Here is a 13,598-nt window from a genome sequence, read left to right as displayed (position 1 = left end):
GTGCAGCTTACCACTGCGCTGCATGCAGCTCAGCCCTGCTGCCATCGCAGTTCGCGGTCGAGTTCGGCCAGACGCTCGGGCGTGCCCACGTCGACCCAGCGGCCGCTATGATGGGTGCCGCCGACGCGTCCGGCACTCATCGCCTCGCGCAGCAGCGGCGCCAGGGGAAACTCCCCCGGCGTGCGGTCGGCGACCAGGGCGGGGTCGAGCAGGCCGAGCCCGGCATAGGTCAGGCGCGGCTCGCCCTGCGGATGGAGTCGGCCCCTCTCGTCGAGGTGAAAGTCGCCCGAAGAATGATGCACGGGGTTATCCACGAGTACCAGGTGGGCCAGATCATCGCCGAGCGGTGGCAGAAAGGCCGGGTCGAAATCGCTCCAGACGTCGCCGTTCACCAGCAGGAAGGGAGCGTTGCCCAGCAGCGGCAGTGCCTGGCGGATGCCGCCGCCGGTTTCCAGTGGGCTCGTCTCGCGGCTCCAGGCGATCGACACCCCGTAGGCGCTGCCGTCGCCCAAGGCTGCGACGATCTGCTCGGCGCGATAGCTGACATTGATCACCACCTCGCGAATGCCGGCCGTCGCCAGTCGCTCGAGGTGATGCACGATGAGTGGCTTGCCCGCCACCGGCAGCAGCGGCTTGGGGCAGTGGTCGGTCAGCGGGCGCATGCGCTTGCCGAGGCCGGCGGCGAGAATCATCGCCTTCATCGGGTTCCCTCCGGCGCCAGCGAGGCCAGCCGGCGCTCCAGGGCGGGGCGGAACTCTCCGATGAGCCAGCGATAGAAGGGTTCGTGCTCGGGAAGCTCGGCGAGGCTCGCTTCCAGATGGGCGAGAAAGTGAGGCAGGCGCTCGAGATAGCCCGAGCGGCCGTCACGCAGGGTCAAGCGGCAGAAGATACCGAGTACCTTGAGCGAGCGCTGGGCGGCCATGGCCTGCACCTGCCGGCGGAAGCCCTCGGCACTGGTGGTGCTCGGCAAGCGACCATCGGTCATCGCCCGCTGCCGGAACGCTTCGGTCCAACTGGCGAAGCGCTCCGCGGAAAAGTGGCAGTAGCGGCCGCGCAGCAACGAGATGAAGTCGTAGCTGATGGGGCCGGCCACGGCGTCCTGAAAATCGATCAGGTAGAGACGCTCGTCGCGCACCATCAGATTCATGGCATCGAAATCGCGATGCACTGTCACCACCGGCTGGGCCAGGGCCGAATCGATCAACGCTTCGCGAAGTTCGCCCCAGCCGGGCGGCGGCATGACCGTGCCCAGCCATTTGACCAGACACCAATCGATGAACAGGTCCAGTTCGCGACCGAGCAGAGCGGCGTCGTAGTTCGGCAGAGCGCCGGGGCCGGCGCGATCCTGCAACTGGTGTATCAACTCGAACGCACGCTCGTGCCAGATCAGCGTGTCCGGATGGGTTTCGCCGGCGAAGCGGGTCTGCAGTGGGGTGTCGCCCAGGTCGTCGAGTTCGAGGAAACCGGCCTCCAGGTCCACCGCGTGCAGCGCCGGCACCGGCAGCCCCCCGGCCCGCCAACGACGCGCGATATCGACGAAGGGGCGACTGTCTTCCTGGGTGGGCGGCGCATCCATGAGCATGCGCGTGTCGCCGTCGGGCAGGCGGAGGCGAAAGTAGCGGCGGAAGCTGGCATCGCCCGCGGCCAGGCGCAGGTCGAGCGCCTCGGTGGGTAGCCGGTGCCGCTCGGCCGCCCAGTGGCGCAGAGCGTCGAATCGCGTCGATGTGTCGGCCTGGGTCATGCTGGCTCCTTGCTGTGTCGGACGGTGCCGGTTGACGCCCGTGGGGCACCGCCGCATGCTGACCGCTCGGGGCGCATACGACAGGCTGGGTGCGGTCTGTATAATACCGATTCTCTTCGCCAAGGACATCGAGGGACCATGGGCAAGCGACATGCGGGAACGGCGTTGGCCGGCTTGATCTCTTCCGGCCTGACGATCGGTGCGCCACTGGCGATGGCGCTCGAGCCATTGCCGGCCTGGCAGCTGGACTGGCACCCCTGGGGAGACGATCGGCCCGACGCGGCGCTGTGCCGCGGTGTCTACGTGATGCCCGCCTATCGTCTGCCCGCCGCCGACGACCCCGGGAAGGTCAGCGCCGAGGCCGACAACGCCTACTACGGTGAGGATGGCGAGACCATTCTCAATGGCGAGGTGATCCTGCGCCGTGGCGACAGCCAGCTCGAATCCCCCGAGGTGCGCATGCCACCCGAGCGTGAACACGCCGAGGCCGAGGGGCCGCTGGCGCTGCGCGATCTCAATATGCTGGTGCGCGGGGAGGCCGCCGAGGTCTCGCTCAACAGCGACGCGGCCCGCATCGATTCGGCCCACTACGTGATCCATGACCAGCACCTGCGCGGCGACGCGGTGCAGCTGTCGCGGCTGGAGGATGGGCGCTACCGGCTGACCTCGTCGAACTTCACCACCTGCGATCCCGGCGATTCCCTGTGGCGGCTGGCGACGAGCGATCTGGTTCTCGATCGTGAGAGCGGCTTCGGCACCGCGCGCCATGCGCGTCTGGAGGTGGGGCGAGTCCCAGTGTTCTACTGGCCCTGGGTACGCTTTCCCATCGACGACCGTCGCCAGACGGGCTTCCTGTGGCCCGCGCTGGGGCTCTCCAGCGACAGTTTCGATTATGCCCAGCCGTTTTACTGGAACATCGCGCCCAATCACGACGCCACCATCACGCCGCGCTGGATCAGCGAGCACGGACTGCTGCTCGGGGGCGAATACCGCTACTTGTTTCCCAGCGATGCCGGCCAGATCGAAGGGGCCTACCTGTCGAGTGACGACGGCGGCTCCAGCGATGATGAAGCCCGGCGCTTCGAAGGCGAGGATCGCTGGTACATCGACTACATGCACAGCGGCGCCTTCGACGCACGTACCCGTTACAACCTGCGCTACGGCGCGGCCAGCGACGGACGCTACTTCGACGACTTCGGCAGCGCCTTCGGCGATGGCCCCAACAATATGCCGCGACTGGCCCTGCTCAACTACCGCGGCGAAACGTGGAACCTGCAGGCGCGCGCCCAGGGGTACCAGCGGCTCGAATACCCGCTGCGCGACCGTGACAAACCATTCTATCGGCTGCCCAGCCTCAATGCCGCCGCACGCTGGTCCCAGCCCGGTGGGCTCTACCAGCAGTGGCGCTCCGATGTCACCTACTTCTGGCGCGACGTCGACCGCAATCGCGTACCGCTGAGGGAGTCCGCCACCGGGACGAGACTGCATCTCTCGCCGGCGACAGGCTGGCGCTTCGATGAAACCTGGGGGCACCTGGAGCCGCGGGTGGAGTGGCTTTACACCGCCTACGACCTCGACTACGGCGAGAGGCTGACTGAGCGCAGCACCTCGCTGCAGCGTGCGGTACCGGTCGCCTCGATCGACGGTGGCCTGGTATTCGAGCGCGAGCTTGAGCTCGGCGGGCGCGATTACCGCCAGACTCTGGAGCCGCGACTCAACTACGCCTACGTGCCGGCCCGTGACCAGAGCGAGTTTCCCGATTTCGACAGCGACGAACGCGCCTTCTCCTGGAACCAGCTCTGGTCGCCCTACCGCTTCACGGGCTCCGATCGCGTCGGCGATCTCAATCGCATTTCCTACGCGCTGAGCAGCCGATTCCTTGAGGATGAAAGTGGTCGCGATCGCTTCATGCTGGGCGTGGGGCAGGCGTACTATTTCGACGACCGCACCATCGACATGGCCGGCGATCCCGACACGCTGCCTTCGCCGCGGGCCGCTGACGGTGAGCGCCTCTATCAGGCGACCCGCGATAGATCTCCTTGGGTGACTCGCCTGGACTGGCGTATCAGCGAGCGCTGGAGCACACGCTACGAGTGGCTCTACGACGATCATAGAAGCCGTACGGAGCGGAACAGCGTCGGCGTCGCCTATCGCGATCCCCGCGGTCATGTATTGAACCTTGCCTACCGTTGGCAACTCGAAGGATTCGATCCGTCCGGGGAAGCCGAAGATCGCCTGGGGTATGACCGCGAGGAGTATGAGCTCTCCTTCGCCTACAAGGTCAACCCGCGGTTTGATGTCATCGGACGTTATCTCTACGACCATACCAACCGCCGCAGTCTGGATCAGATGGGCGGTGTGCAGTGGAACGACTGCTGCTATGGTCTGCAGCTGGTATGGCGAGAGTGGATCGAGGACAACGACACCGCCAATACCATCGAGGACGACACCACCGAGCGTGGTATCTTCCTGCGTTTCGTGTTCAAGGGACTGGGCGGTGTCGGCGGCAATGCCGCCGGATTTTTCGAAACGGCCATACCCGGCTATCGTGCCACAGAGTTCTAAGCAAAAAGTACTGAGCAAGAGTACTGAGCAAAGAGTTCTGAGCCGGCCCGGGTTGGCCCCTTGGCAGTCATATTATGAGAGGAAAGTACGACATGCGGATTCCGCGACTTGCGACCCTAGGCGCCACCCTGGGGTTGGCCCTGTGCCTTGGCGTCTTGCCGTTCGCAGCCCAGGCTCAGGACTATCAGCCGGTACAGCGGCAATCCCTTGACCGCATCGTGGCCGTGGTCAACCAGCAGGCCATCATGCAGAGCCAGCTCGAGGAGCGCATGGCGCAGGCGCGCGAACAGCTGACCGCGCGCGGCCAGCAGCTGCCGTCCGAGGCGATGCTGCGAGAGCAGGTTCTCGAGCAGATCATCGTCGAGGAAATCCAACTGCAGATGGCGGCCGATGCCGGGCTCTCCATCGACGATACCGCTCTCAACCGCCAGATTCGCGAGATCGCCGAAAGCAACGGCATGACCCTCGACCAGTTCGCCGATGCGCTGGAGGCTGACGGTTTAACCATGGCGACCGTGCGTGAGGATATCCGCCGCGAGATGCTGCTACGCGAACTGCATCAGCGTCGTATCGGCGGTCGCGTCAATGTCAGTGAACGCGAGGTCGAGCGCTTCATGGAGCAGCAGGGCGGCAACGTGAGCCGCGAGCAAGCGCGTCAGATGGTCTTCCAGCGCAAGGCCAATGAGGCATTGGAAGCCTGGCTCCAGGAAATTCGCGCCGAGGCCTTCGTCGACAATCGGCTCGCCGAAGGTCGCTGATGTCGACGTCGCCTGGCGCGCCCGTGCTGGCTCTCACCACCGGCGAACCCGCCGGCATCGGGCCCGAACTGGTGCTGCGGCTGGTGATGGAGGAACGACTGCCGGGGCGGATTGTGGCGGTAGGCGATCCGCGGCTGCTGGCCGAGCGAGCGGCTGCGCTCGGTCTCGGGATCGTCCTGCACGAGCTGGCTCCGGGCGAGGCGATGCCGCAAGCGAGGCCCGGCGTGCTGCCGGTATGGCCGGTAGCGCTGCGTCGACCCAGCCACCCCGGCAAGCTCGATGTGGCCAATGCCGGCTACGTACTCGAAACGCTTGATGTGGCGATCGATGCCTGCCGTCGCGGGCAGGCCGGCGGCATGGTCACCGCGCCGCTGCACAAGGGCGTGATTCTCGATGCCGGCCATACCGGTTTCCGTGGCCATACCGAATACCTGCGCGACGCCTGCGGCGTCGAGGAAGTGGTCATGATGCTGGCGACTGACAGCGCCCTGCACGCTCGCGAGCCGGGCTGGCGGGGCAGCCCGGCGCTGCGCGTGGCGCTGGCCACCACTCATCTGCCATTGCGGGAGGTGGCCGACGCGATCATCGCGACGAGCCTCGAGCGTGTTCTACGTATCCTGCATGCCGATCTGGCGCGCTGGTTCGGCATCTCGACGCCGCGCATTGCCGTGTGCGGTCTCAACCCCCATGCCGGAGAGGGCGGTCACCTCGGCCGCGAGGAGCTCGAGGTGATCTCGCCCTGCCTGGCGCAGCTGCGCCGCGAGGGGCTTGCGCTTGACGGGCCGCTGCCGGCCGATACCCTGTTCACGCCTCGGCACCTGGCCGGTATCGATGCCGTACTGGCGATGTACCATGACCAGGGCTTGGCCGTGCTGAAATACGCCGGTTTCGGCCGCGCCGCCAACGTGACCCTGGGGCTGCCGATCGTGCGCACCTCGGTGGATCACGGTACGGCACTGGACCTGGCCGGCCGGGGAGTCGCCGATGCCAGCAGCCTGCGCATCGCCGTCGCACTTGCCGCCGACATGGCAAGACGCGGCGCGGCCGCTCTCTGACGATACGACCAAGACAAGGAACTACCATGGCATCGCGCCCGCCGATTCATCGCGCTCGCAAGCGCTTCGGCCAGAATTTCCTGCGTGACCCGGGCATCGTTTCACGCATTGTGCGCGCCATCGGGCCCCGCTCCGGCGACCGCCTGGTCGAGATCGGCCCCGGTCAGGGCGCCCTGACCGAGCCCTTGCTCGAAGCGGCCGACGGCCATCTGGAAGTGATCGAGCTGGATCGCGATCTGATTCCGGGGCTGCGCGTGCAGTTCTTCAACCATCCCGACTTCGTCATCCATGAAGGCGATGCGCTGAAGTTCGACTTCCGTGCGCTACGCGGCGAGGGGCCCTCGCTGCGGGTGGTTGGCAACCTGCCGTACAACATCTCCACCCCGTTGATCGTCCACCTGTTGGAAGCGGGCAGTGCCATCGCCGACATGCATTTCATGCTGCAGAAGGAAGTGGTCGACCGCCTGGCTGCCGCGCCGGGCGGCGGCGACTGGGGACGTCTCTCTGTGATGGCGCAGTATCGCTGTCGCGTGGATGCCCTGTTCACGGTGCCGCCGGAGGCTTTCGTGCCTCGTCCCAAGGTCGATTCGGCCATTGTCCGGCTGACGCCGCACACGGCGTTGCCGTGGCCGGCCGATGACGAGGCGCTGTTGTTCCAGGTCGTGCGCCAGGCATTCGCCCAGCGACGCAAGACCCTGCGCAACAACCTCAAGGGCGTGGTCGACGCCGGCGCGCTCGAGGCGCTGGGCATCGATCCCGGTCGGCGTCCCCAGACGCTCGGCGTCGAGGAGTTCGTGCGCATCGCCAATCATCTGGCCGCAACGGAGGCGACGACATGACCCAGGTTTCGGACATCCCGCTGGAGCGTCAGGTGCTGGTCGACGTGGAGCCCGTCTTTCGCGGTGACGAGTCCTCTCTCGACGAGTCACGCTTTGTCTTCAGCTATACCGTGACCATCCACAATCACTCGATGCGCAGCGTGCAGCTGCTGGCGCGGCACTGGAGAATCACCCAGGGCAGTGGCAAGGTACAGGAAGTGCGCGGAAAGGGCGTGGTCGGGCAACAGCCCATGATTGGTCCCGGGCAAACCTTCCGGTATACCAGTCGGGCCATCCTCGACGGACCGGTGGGAGTGATGGAAGGCGCCTATACCTGCGTCGACACGGCCAGCCAGCGCCCCTTCGAGGTCGCCATCGCCCCCTTCCGCCTGGCCAGCCCCAATCAGGTTCACTGACGCGTACCGACGCCAATACGCAGGCGTCCCGGACGTCGCCACAGCGCCATAGGGAACGTGCCATGACCACCTACGCCATTGGAGATCTGCAGGGCTGTCACGCCGAGTTCGTCGAGCTGCTGGAGCGGATCGACTTCGATCCGCGCCGCGATCGGCTGTGGTTGGCGGGTGACCTGGTCAACCGCGGTCCGGCGTCGCTGGCCTGCCTGCGCGAGGTCCGTGCGCTCGGCGAAGCGGCGGTCACCGTGCTCGGCAACCACGACCTGCACCTGCTCGCGGTGGCCCGCGGCGGCGGGCGGCTGAACCGCAAGGACACGCTGACGGCGATTCTCGACGCTCCCGATCGGGAGGCGCTGCTCGACTGGCTGCAATCGCGTCCACTGCTGGTCCGCCAAGCCTTCGATGGCCAGGGCGATACCGTGATGACCCATGCCGGGCTGCTGCCACGGTGGACCCAGGACGAGGCGGCGGAATACGCCGCCGAGGTGGAGGCGCGCCTGGGCAGCGAGCGCAGCGGAACCTTTTTCGAGCGCATGTACGGCAATGTCCCCGCCTGTTGGGAAGCCTCGCTCGATGGCATCGAGCGCCTGCGTGCCATCGTCAATGTGCTGACCCGGATGCGCTTCATCGATGCCGAGGGATGCCTCGACTTCAGTGCCAAGGAAGGGCTAGACAGTGCCCCGCCTGGCTTTGCACCCTGGTTTCGCTATCCGCGTGCCGACGACGTGCGCCTGGTATTCGGTCACTGGGCGGCGCTCGAAGGCCATACCGAAGGCGCCCAGGTCCGTGCCGAGGCGCTCGATACCGGTTGTGTCTGGGGCGGCACCCTCACGGCCCTGAACCTTTCCACCGGCGAGCGCATTGACGTGCCCAGCCATAAGCGCCGTTGACCATTTCGCGACCCGGGAGGCCCGCATGTCGACCCCCTCGTTTCAACACCTGACGATTGACACCCTCGAGCGCTGGCTCGAAAACGATTCTCCGCTCACGCTGGTGGACATCCGCGATCAGAGGAGTTTTCAGGCCGGACACATCCCGGGCAGCCGCCACCTGAGCAACGACAGCGTGCCGACACTGTTCGAGACCGCCCCGCGCGAGCAACCGCTGGTGGTGGTCTGCTACCACGGGCACTCCAGCCAGCAGGCCGCGTCCTGGCTGGCCGGCCAGGGCTTTGCCGAGGTCTACAGCCTCGACGGCGGATTCACCGAATGGGAATACCGCCTGCCCGCCAGGGTGGAGCGTGGCAGCCCATGAGCCGAGGGCGCGATCGCTGCCTCGAGGGGCTCGAGGTTTACCGCGTGGGGGGGGCGGTGCGCGATGCCCGCTTGGGTTGGCCGGTCGCCGACACCGACTGGGTGGTGGTGGGGGCGACTCCGGCGCAGATGCGTCAGCGCGGCTTTCGCCCGGTAGGTCGCGACTTTCCCGTGTTCCTGCACCCCGATACACACGAGGAGTATGCCCTGGCGCGCACCGAGCGCAAGTCCGGCCACGGCTACACCGGCTTCGAAGTGCACGCCAGTCCCGAGGTGACGTTGGAGGAGGATCTGGCTCGGCGCGACCTGACCATCAACGCCATGGCCGAAACGCCGGAGGGAGAGCTGGTCGACCCCTACGGCGGTCGGGCTGACCTGCAGACCGGCGTGCTGCGCCATGTTTCGCCGGCCTTCGTCGAAGACCCTCTGCGGGTGCTGCGCACCGCGCGCTTCCTGGCACGCTATGCCGGCCTCGGCTTCGTCATCGCCGACGAGACCCTAGGGTTGATGCGCGAGCTCGCCGACAGTGGCGAACTTGCCCATCTGGTGGCTGAGCGGGTCTGGACCGAGACCGAGAAGGCGTTGAGCGAACCGGAGCCTGCGATCTACTTCCGCACACTGGACGACTGCGGGGCGTTGGCGGTGCTGATGCCGGAGCTCGTCGATGATGCTGCGCTCCTGCAGCGGGCCTTGGTGCGGATGGAGCGCCTGCCCGCCGAGCTGGAAGATGAGGAGCGCCCCCGCTGGCGCTGGGCACGACTGGTGGAGCATCTCGATGACGCGCAGCAGGAATCGCTGGCCGAGCGGTTGCGGCTGCCGCGCATCTATCGCGACTTGGGCCGTCAGGCGGCCTTGACCCGGCGCTTGCGCGAACGGGGCGAGCTCAGTGCCAAGGCGGTACAGGATTGGCTGGATGGGATCGACGCCTGGCGGCGAAGCGAACGTGTTCGACCCATGATCGCACTGCTGGCGGTCGATGCCCCGGCTCTGGCCGAAGCGCTCGGGCGGGCCTGGCGGGTGGTGTCGCGACTCGAAGCGCGGGAGCTGCTGGCGGAAGGGTTTCGCGGCGGTGAGCTGGGCGAAGAGCTGGCCCGGCGGCGCCGGGCCATTCTCGAACGCGAGCTGGAGCGGACTTAACGGCCTGTCGACAGGCTGCGAGCTGCGCCGGTTCGTTCAGCCCTCATCGTTGATCCGCGCGATGATCTCACGCAGCGTCGCTTCAGCCTTGTCGTTGTCGATCTGGCAGGTACCGGCATTGAAATGACCGCCGCCGCCGTAGTCGAGGCAGAGTTCGCCGACGTTGGTATGGCTTGAGCGATCGAGTATCGACTTGCCGATGGCGAACACGGTGTTCTGCTGCTTCAGCCCCCACAGCACATGGAGGGAGATGTTGCACTCGGGGTAGAGCGCGTAGATGACGAAGCGATTGGTGGCGTAGATGGTTTCCTCGTTGCGCAGGTCCAGCACCACCAGGTTGCCGTGTACCTCGGCGCAGCGACGGATCTGCTCATTGGCCGGTTCGCTGTGCTCCTCGTAGAGTGCGATGCGCTCGCGCACGTCGGGCAGGGCAAGGATCTCGTCGATGGAGTGTTCGCGACAGTAATCGATCAACTGCATCATCAACTGGTAGTTGGAGATGCGAAAGTCGCGGAAGCGGCCGAGTCCGGTGCGCGCATCCATGATGAAGTTGAGTAGCACCCAGCCCTGCGGCGACAGCACTTCCTCGCGGTTGAATTGGGCCGAATCGCCCTTGTCCACCGCCGCCATCATGTCGTCCCAGCGCGAGGGAAACGTCGCGTGCCCGCCGTAGTGGCGCCACACCACCCGGGCCGCCGAGGGGGCCTCGGGGTCGATGATATGGTTGTCGGCGCGCCTGGCATTGCGCAGGGTTTCGCTCAAATGGTGATCGAAAGCCAGATGGCAGCCGGATACGTAGGGCAGGTTGGTGGTGATATCGCGCTCGCCGACGGCGATCTTGCCGTCCTGCATGTCCTTGGGGTGAACGAAGAGGATGTCGTCGATCAGGTCGAGGTGCTTGAGCAGAGCCCCGCATACCAGGCCATCGAAATCACTGCGCGTAACCAGGCGAAACTTGGCGGACATAGCGTCTCCTTCTTCTTGGGCAAGCCGCATTCATGATCGAACCCGACGCAGTCTACCTCAGCGCTGCGCTGGCCAATCAAACGCTACCGGCCACAGGCGCTGATCGCCGAGGTCGAATTCGGCCCAGAGTTCGGCATAGGGGCGCCCCGCCACGGGGTGACGAGAGTCCGGCAGCAATTCAGCCAGCGGCAGCAGCACGAAGGCATGCTGCAGTATCTCGCCGCGTGGCAGCATGACGCCATCGTGCTCGCCCACCAGATCGTTCACCGTCAGCAGGTCGATATCGAGCGTGCGCGGGCTGAACTTGGGGCTCCCGGGGCGCCGCCCGTGGGCGCGCTCGACGCGCTTGCACCAAGCCTGCAGTTCGCCCACCGACCAGTCGCTCTCGAACGCCGCCACCAGATTGTAGAAGTTGCGCCCATCCTCGAAGCCCACCGGCTCGCTCTCGTAGACCCGCGAGACGAGCAGCTCGCCGAAGCTGGCCGCCAGGGCATCCAGGCAAGCCCGGACATGGTATTCGCGGTCGATATTGCTGCCGATGCTGACGCTGACCCAGGCCATCAGGGTGCCTCCGGAAGCGTGCCGCGTTCGATGCGTACGCCTACGGCCGCTGCCGCCGGCACGGCACCGGGCTTGCGCAGGGTCAGCCGCAGCCAGGGAGTGGGGAATTCGGCGAGCAGGAGCTGGGCCAGCCGCTCGGCGAAGGTCTCCACCAGGGCGAAAGCATGCTCGTCGGCGAAATGGGCGATGCGCTGACTGATGGCGGCATAGTCGAGCGTCCGGGCCAGGTCGTCGTCGGTGGCGGCCGGGCGGATATCGGTGGCGAGTTCCAGGTCGAGCGTAAGCCGCTGACGGATGGTGCGCTCCCAGTCATAGACGCCGATGACCGTCTCGACCTCGAGCGACTCGATCAGTACGCGGTCCATGCGCGGCTCCCGTGTGGTGAAAGAGGCCCGATTGTACGTGAGCGCAGATGGCGATGACAGGCTCGGGCGCTGTCCCCCCGGCGCCGCGGCTGGCATCATCCTGTAATCACCGTTGAGGGAGGCGAAGCCAGGTGACGCACGAAGGGCTACTGCTGCTGTTGGCGCTTTTGCTGCTGGGCTATGTCAGCGGCTCCTGGCTGGGGGCGCTGTGGATCTGCCGACTGGCGGGGGTGGGCGATCCGCGCCTGGCGGGTTCGGGCAACCCGGGCTTCTCCAACGTGTTGCGTCTGCATGGTCGCCGGCTGGCGGCGGCGACGCTGGCTCTCGACGCCGTCAAGGGCATGCCCGCCCTGGGGCTGGCCATGGCGTTCGGCTTGCCGCCCTGGGCCCAGGGCGTGGTCGGTCTCGCCGTGCTGCTGGGCCATAGCTATCCCCCCTGGCATCGCTTTCGTGGCGGCAAGGCGGTGGCCAGCGCCTTCGGCGTGCTGTTGGTACTGACCCCCTGGGTGGCGCTGTGCTGTGCTGCCCTATGGGCCGTGCTGGCGTGGCGAGTGCGCACCGCCGCGGTGGCGTCGCTGTCAAGCGCCGGCGTGGCACCGCTGGCCAGCCTGTGGCTGGCGCCGGATTACGTGCTGGTGGTGATGGCCTTCACCGCGCTGGTGCTGGTGCGGCATCTGCTCAATATCCGCCGCCTGGGGCGCGGCGATGAGCCGGGACTCTAACCTGCGAAACTAACCCTCGAGCCGGCGGGCCCGGGCCGGTTGCCAAGTCGAGCGCATCCGGGCTGCGAGAGCCAGTCGCAAAGAGGGGGCAGCCGTCAGGCGCCGGCCGGTGCCTCGAGAGTTTCCATCGGCCATCGCGGTACCGCTTTCATGATGCCGGTTTCGTCACGCTCGCCGGCGAGCAGACGCCGCGCACCGGCCAAGGCGATCATGGCGCCGTTATCGGTGCAGAAGCGACCGCGAGGATAGTAGACCTGGGCTTTGCGCTTCTCCGCTTCGTGAGCCAGGCGTTCGCGCAGGCGTGCGTTGGCGCTTACCCCACCGGCCATGACCAACCGTTTCAGTCCGGTGTCGTCCAGCGCCCGTCGGCATTTGATCACCAGGGTGTCGACCACGGCTTCCTCGAAGGCGCGCGCCACGTCCGCACGTGTCTGGTCGTCGAGCTGCCCCGCCCGTTCCAGCTGGCGCAGGGTGGTGAGGGTATGGGTCTTGAGCCCCGAAAAGCTGAAGTCGAGTCCGGGGCGGTCGGTCATGGGACGGGGAAAGCGGAAACGCCCCGGATCGCCCGACTCGGCCAGTCGCGCCACTTGAGGGCCGCCGGGGTAGGCCAGTCCCAGCATCTTGGCGGTCTTGTCGAAGGCCTCGCCGGCAGCATCGTCCACCGATTCGCCGAGCAAGCGGTAGCGCCCGACGCCTTGGACCTCGACCAACTGAGTGTGGCCGCCCGACACCAGTAGCGCGACGAAGGGAAAAGCGGGCGGTGAATCCTCGAGCATAGGCGCCATCAGGTGGCCTTCCATGTGATGCACGCCGAGTACCGGTATGTTCAGCGCTCGCGCCATGCCATGGGCGGTGCTGGCGCCCACCATCAGTGCGCCGACCAGCCCGGGCCCGGCGGTATAGGCGATGGCGTCGAGTTCGTCGCGACGCAGGCCGGCATCGTCGAGCACCTGCTGAATCAGTGGCAGCAGGCGTCGGGTGTGGTCGCGAGAGGCGAGTTCGGGTACCACGCCGCCGTATTCGGCATGCATGGCGACCTGGCTGAAAAGGGCGTCGGCCACCAGGCCTCGCTCGGTGTCGTAGATCGCGACGCCGGTCTCGTCGCAGGAGGTCTCTATGCCCAGTACTCGCATGATGTAGGCTCGCGCAAAGTGAGAGGCGACATTCTAACAAACCAGCGCGGCGACGGCTTCCCGCATGCCGCGTCGAGAGGCCTTGACGATTTGCAAAGCGTCGATCCG

General features: G+C 66.6%; 15 protein-coding genes. 9 read left to right on the top strand and 6 right to left on the bottom strand.

What is annotated here, in order from left to right; translation table 11 throughout:
• Positions 1 to 29 precede the first annotated feature (29 nt).
• Both murU and CYJ07_RS05415 read right to left on the bottom strand, forming a co-directional pair.
• On the bottom strand, positions 30 to 701 hold the full coding sequence (gene murU / locus CYJ07_RS05420; RefSeq protein WP_104202672.1) for an N-acetylmuramate alpha-1-phosphate uridylyltransferase MurU: 672 nt from the start codon (positions 699 to 701) through the stop codon (positions 30 to 32).
• Positions 698 to 1,741: an aminoglycoside phosphotransferase family protein gene (locus CYJ07_RS05415; RefSeq protein WP_104202671.1), complete on the bottom strand. Its 1,044-nt coding sequence runs from the start codon at positions 1,739 to 1,741 to the stop codon at positions 698 to 700. The genes murU and CYJ07_RS05415 overlap by 4 nt, the downstream gene beginning before the upstream one ends.
• A 138-nt stretch (positions 1,742 to 1,879) precedes the next feature.
• Between CYJ07_RS05415 and CYJ07_RS05410 the strand changes: the two genes are divergently transcribed.
• The 8 genes from CYJ07_RS05410 (at position 1,880) to CYJ07_RS05375 (ending at position 9,743) form a co-directional block, all read left to right on the top strand.
• Positions 1,880 to 4,306, top strand: a complete 2,427-nt coding sequence (locus tag CYJ07_RS05410; protein ID WP_104202670.1) for an LPS-assembly protein LptD — start codon at positions 1,880 to 1,882, stop codon at positions 4,304 to 4,306.
• A 92-nt stretch (positions 4,307 to 4,398) separates the two neighbouring features.
• Positions 4,399 to 5,064, top strand: coding sequence for a SurA N-terminal domain-containing protein (locus CYJ07_RS05405; protein ID WP_104202669.1), 666 nt, complete (start codon positions 4,399 to 4,401; stop codon positions 5,062 to 5,064).
• Positions 5,064 to 6,119, top strand: coding sequence for a 4-hydroxythreonine-4-phosphate dehydrogenase PdxA (gene pdxA / locus CYJ07_RS05400; RefSeq protein ID WP_104202668.1), 1,056 nt, complete (start codon positions 5,064 to 5,066; stop codon positions 6,117 to 6,119). The genes CYJ07_RS05405 and pdxA overlap by 1 nt, the downstream gene beginning before the upstream one ends.
• A gap of 26 nt (positions 6,120 to 6,145) precedes the next feature.
• On the top strand, positions 6,146 to 6,958 hold the full coding sequence (rsmA, locus tag CYJ07_RS05395; protein ID WP_104202667.1) for a 16S rRNA (adenine(1518)-N(6)/adenine(1519)-N(6))-dimethyltransferase RsmA: 813 nt from the start codon (positions 6,146 to 6,148) through the stop codon (positions 6,956 to 6,958).
• Complete coding sequence (gene apaG / locus CYJ07_RS05390; protein WP_104202666.1) at positions 6,955 to 7,353, top strand: Co2+/Mg2+ efflux protein ApaG; 399 nt, start codon at positions 6,955 to 6,957, stop codon at positions 7,351 to 7,353. Before rsmA ends, apaG begins: the two co-directional genes overlap by 4 nt.
• 62 nt (positions 7,354 to 7,415) lie before the next feature.
• Complete coding sequence (locus CYJ07_RS05385) at positions 7,416 to 8,243, top strand: symmetrical bis(5'-nucleosyl)-tetraphosphatase (protein ID WP_104202665.1); 828 nt, start codon at positions 7,416 to 7,418, stop codon at positions 8,241 to 8,243.
• Positions 8,244 to 8,268: 25 nt separating this feature from the next.
• A complete protein-coding gene (gene glpE / locus CYJ07_RS05380; RefSeq protein ID WP_104202664.1) occupies positions 8,269 to 8,607 on the top strand; it encodes a thiosulfate sulfurtransferase GlpE in 339 nt (112 codons plus the stop codon).
• On the top strand, positions 8,604 to 9,743 hold the full coding sequence (locus CYJ07_RS05375; RefSeq protein WP_104202663.1) for a tRNA nucleotidyltransferase/poly(A) polymerase-related protein: 1,140 nt from the start codon (positions 8,604 to 8,606) through the stop codon (positions 9,741 to 9,743). The genes glpE and CYJ07_RS05375 overlap by 4 nt, the downstream gene beginning before the upstream one ends.
• 36 nt (positions 9,744 to 9,779) lie before the next feature.
• Here the strand turns inward: CYJ07_RS05375 and CYJ07_RS05370 are convergent, their stop codons facing one another.
• From CYJ07_RS05370 to folB, 3 genes are read right to left on the bottom strand one after another with little or no spacing between them, the layout of a single operon-like run.
• A complete protein-coding gene (locus tag CYJ07_RS05370) occupies positions 9,780 to 10,709 on the bottom strand; it encodes a DHH family phosphoesterase (RefSeq protein WP_104202662.1) in 930 nt (309 codons plus the stop codon).
• 57 nt (positions 10,710 to 10,766) lie between these two features.
• Positions 10,767 to 11,270 carry a 2-amino-4-hydroxy-6-hydroxymethyldihydropteridine diphosphokinase gene (folK, locus tag CYJ07_RS05365; protein ID WP_104202661.1) on the bottom strand — a complete coding sequence of 168 codons (504 nt, stop codon included), beginning with the start codon at positions 11,268 to 11,270 and terminating at the stop codon, positions 10,767 to 10,769.
• On the bottom strand, positions 11,270 to 11,635 hold the full coding sequence (gene folB / locus CYJ07_RS05360; protein ID WP_104202660.1) for a dihydroneopterin aldolase: 366 nt from the start codon (positions 11,633 to 11,635) through the stop codon (positions 11,270 to 11,272). Before folB ends, folK begins: the two co-directional genes overlap by 1 nt.
• A 131-nt stretch (positions 11,636 to 11,766) precedes the next feature.
• Between folB and plsY the strand changes: the two genes are divergently transcribed.
• The gene (plsY, locus tag CYJ07_RS05355) at positions 11,767 to 12,357 is read left to right on the top strand and encodes a glycerol-3-phosphate 1-O-acyltransferase PlsY (protein ID WP_422666945.1); all 591 of its coding nucleotides are present in this window, start codon (positions 11,767 to 11,769) and stop codon (positions 12,355 to 12,357) included.
• Positions 12,358 to 12,452: 95 nt separating this feature from the next.
• On the opposite strand, the gene tsaD is transcribed toward plsY, so the two are convergent.
• Positions 12,453 to 13,490, bottom strand: coding sequence for a tRNA (adenosine(37)-N6)-threonylcarbamoyltransferase complex transferase subunit TsaD (tsaD, locus tag CYJ07_RS05350; RefSeq protein WP_104202659.1), 1,038 nt, complete (start codon positions 13,488 to 13,490; stop codon positions 12,453 to 12,455).
• Between the last annotated feature and the right edge of the window lie 108 nt (positions 13,491 to 13,598).

The organism is Billgrantia saliphila, assembly GCF_002930105.1.
Lineage (GTDB): Bacteria > Pseudomonadota > Gammaproteobacteria > Pseudomonadales > Halomonadaceae > Halomonas > Halomonas saliphila.
This window is presented reverse-complemented; position numbering and strand designations above follow the sequence as displayed.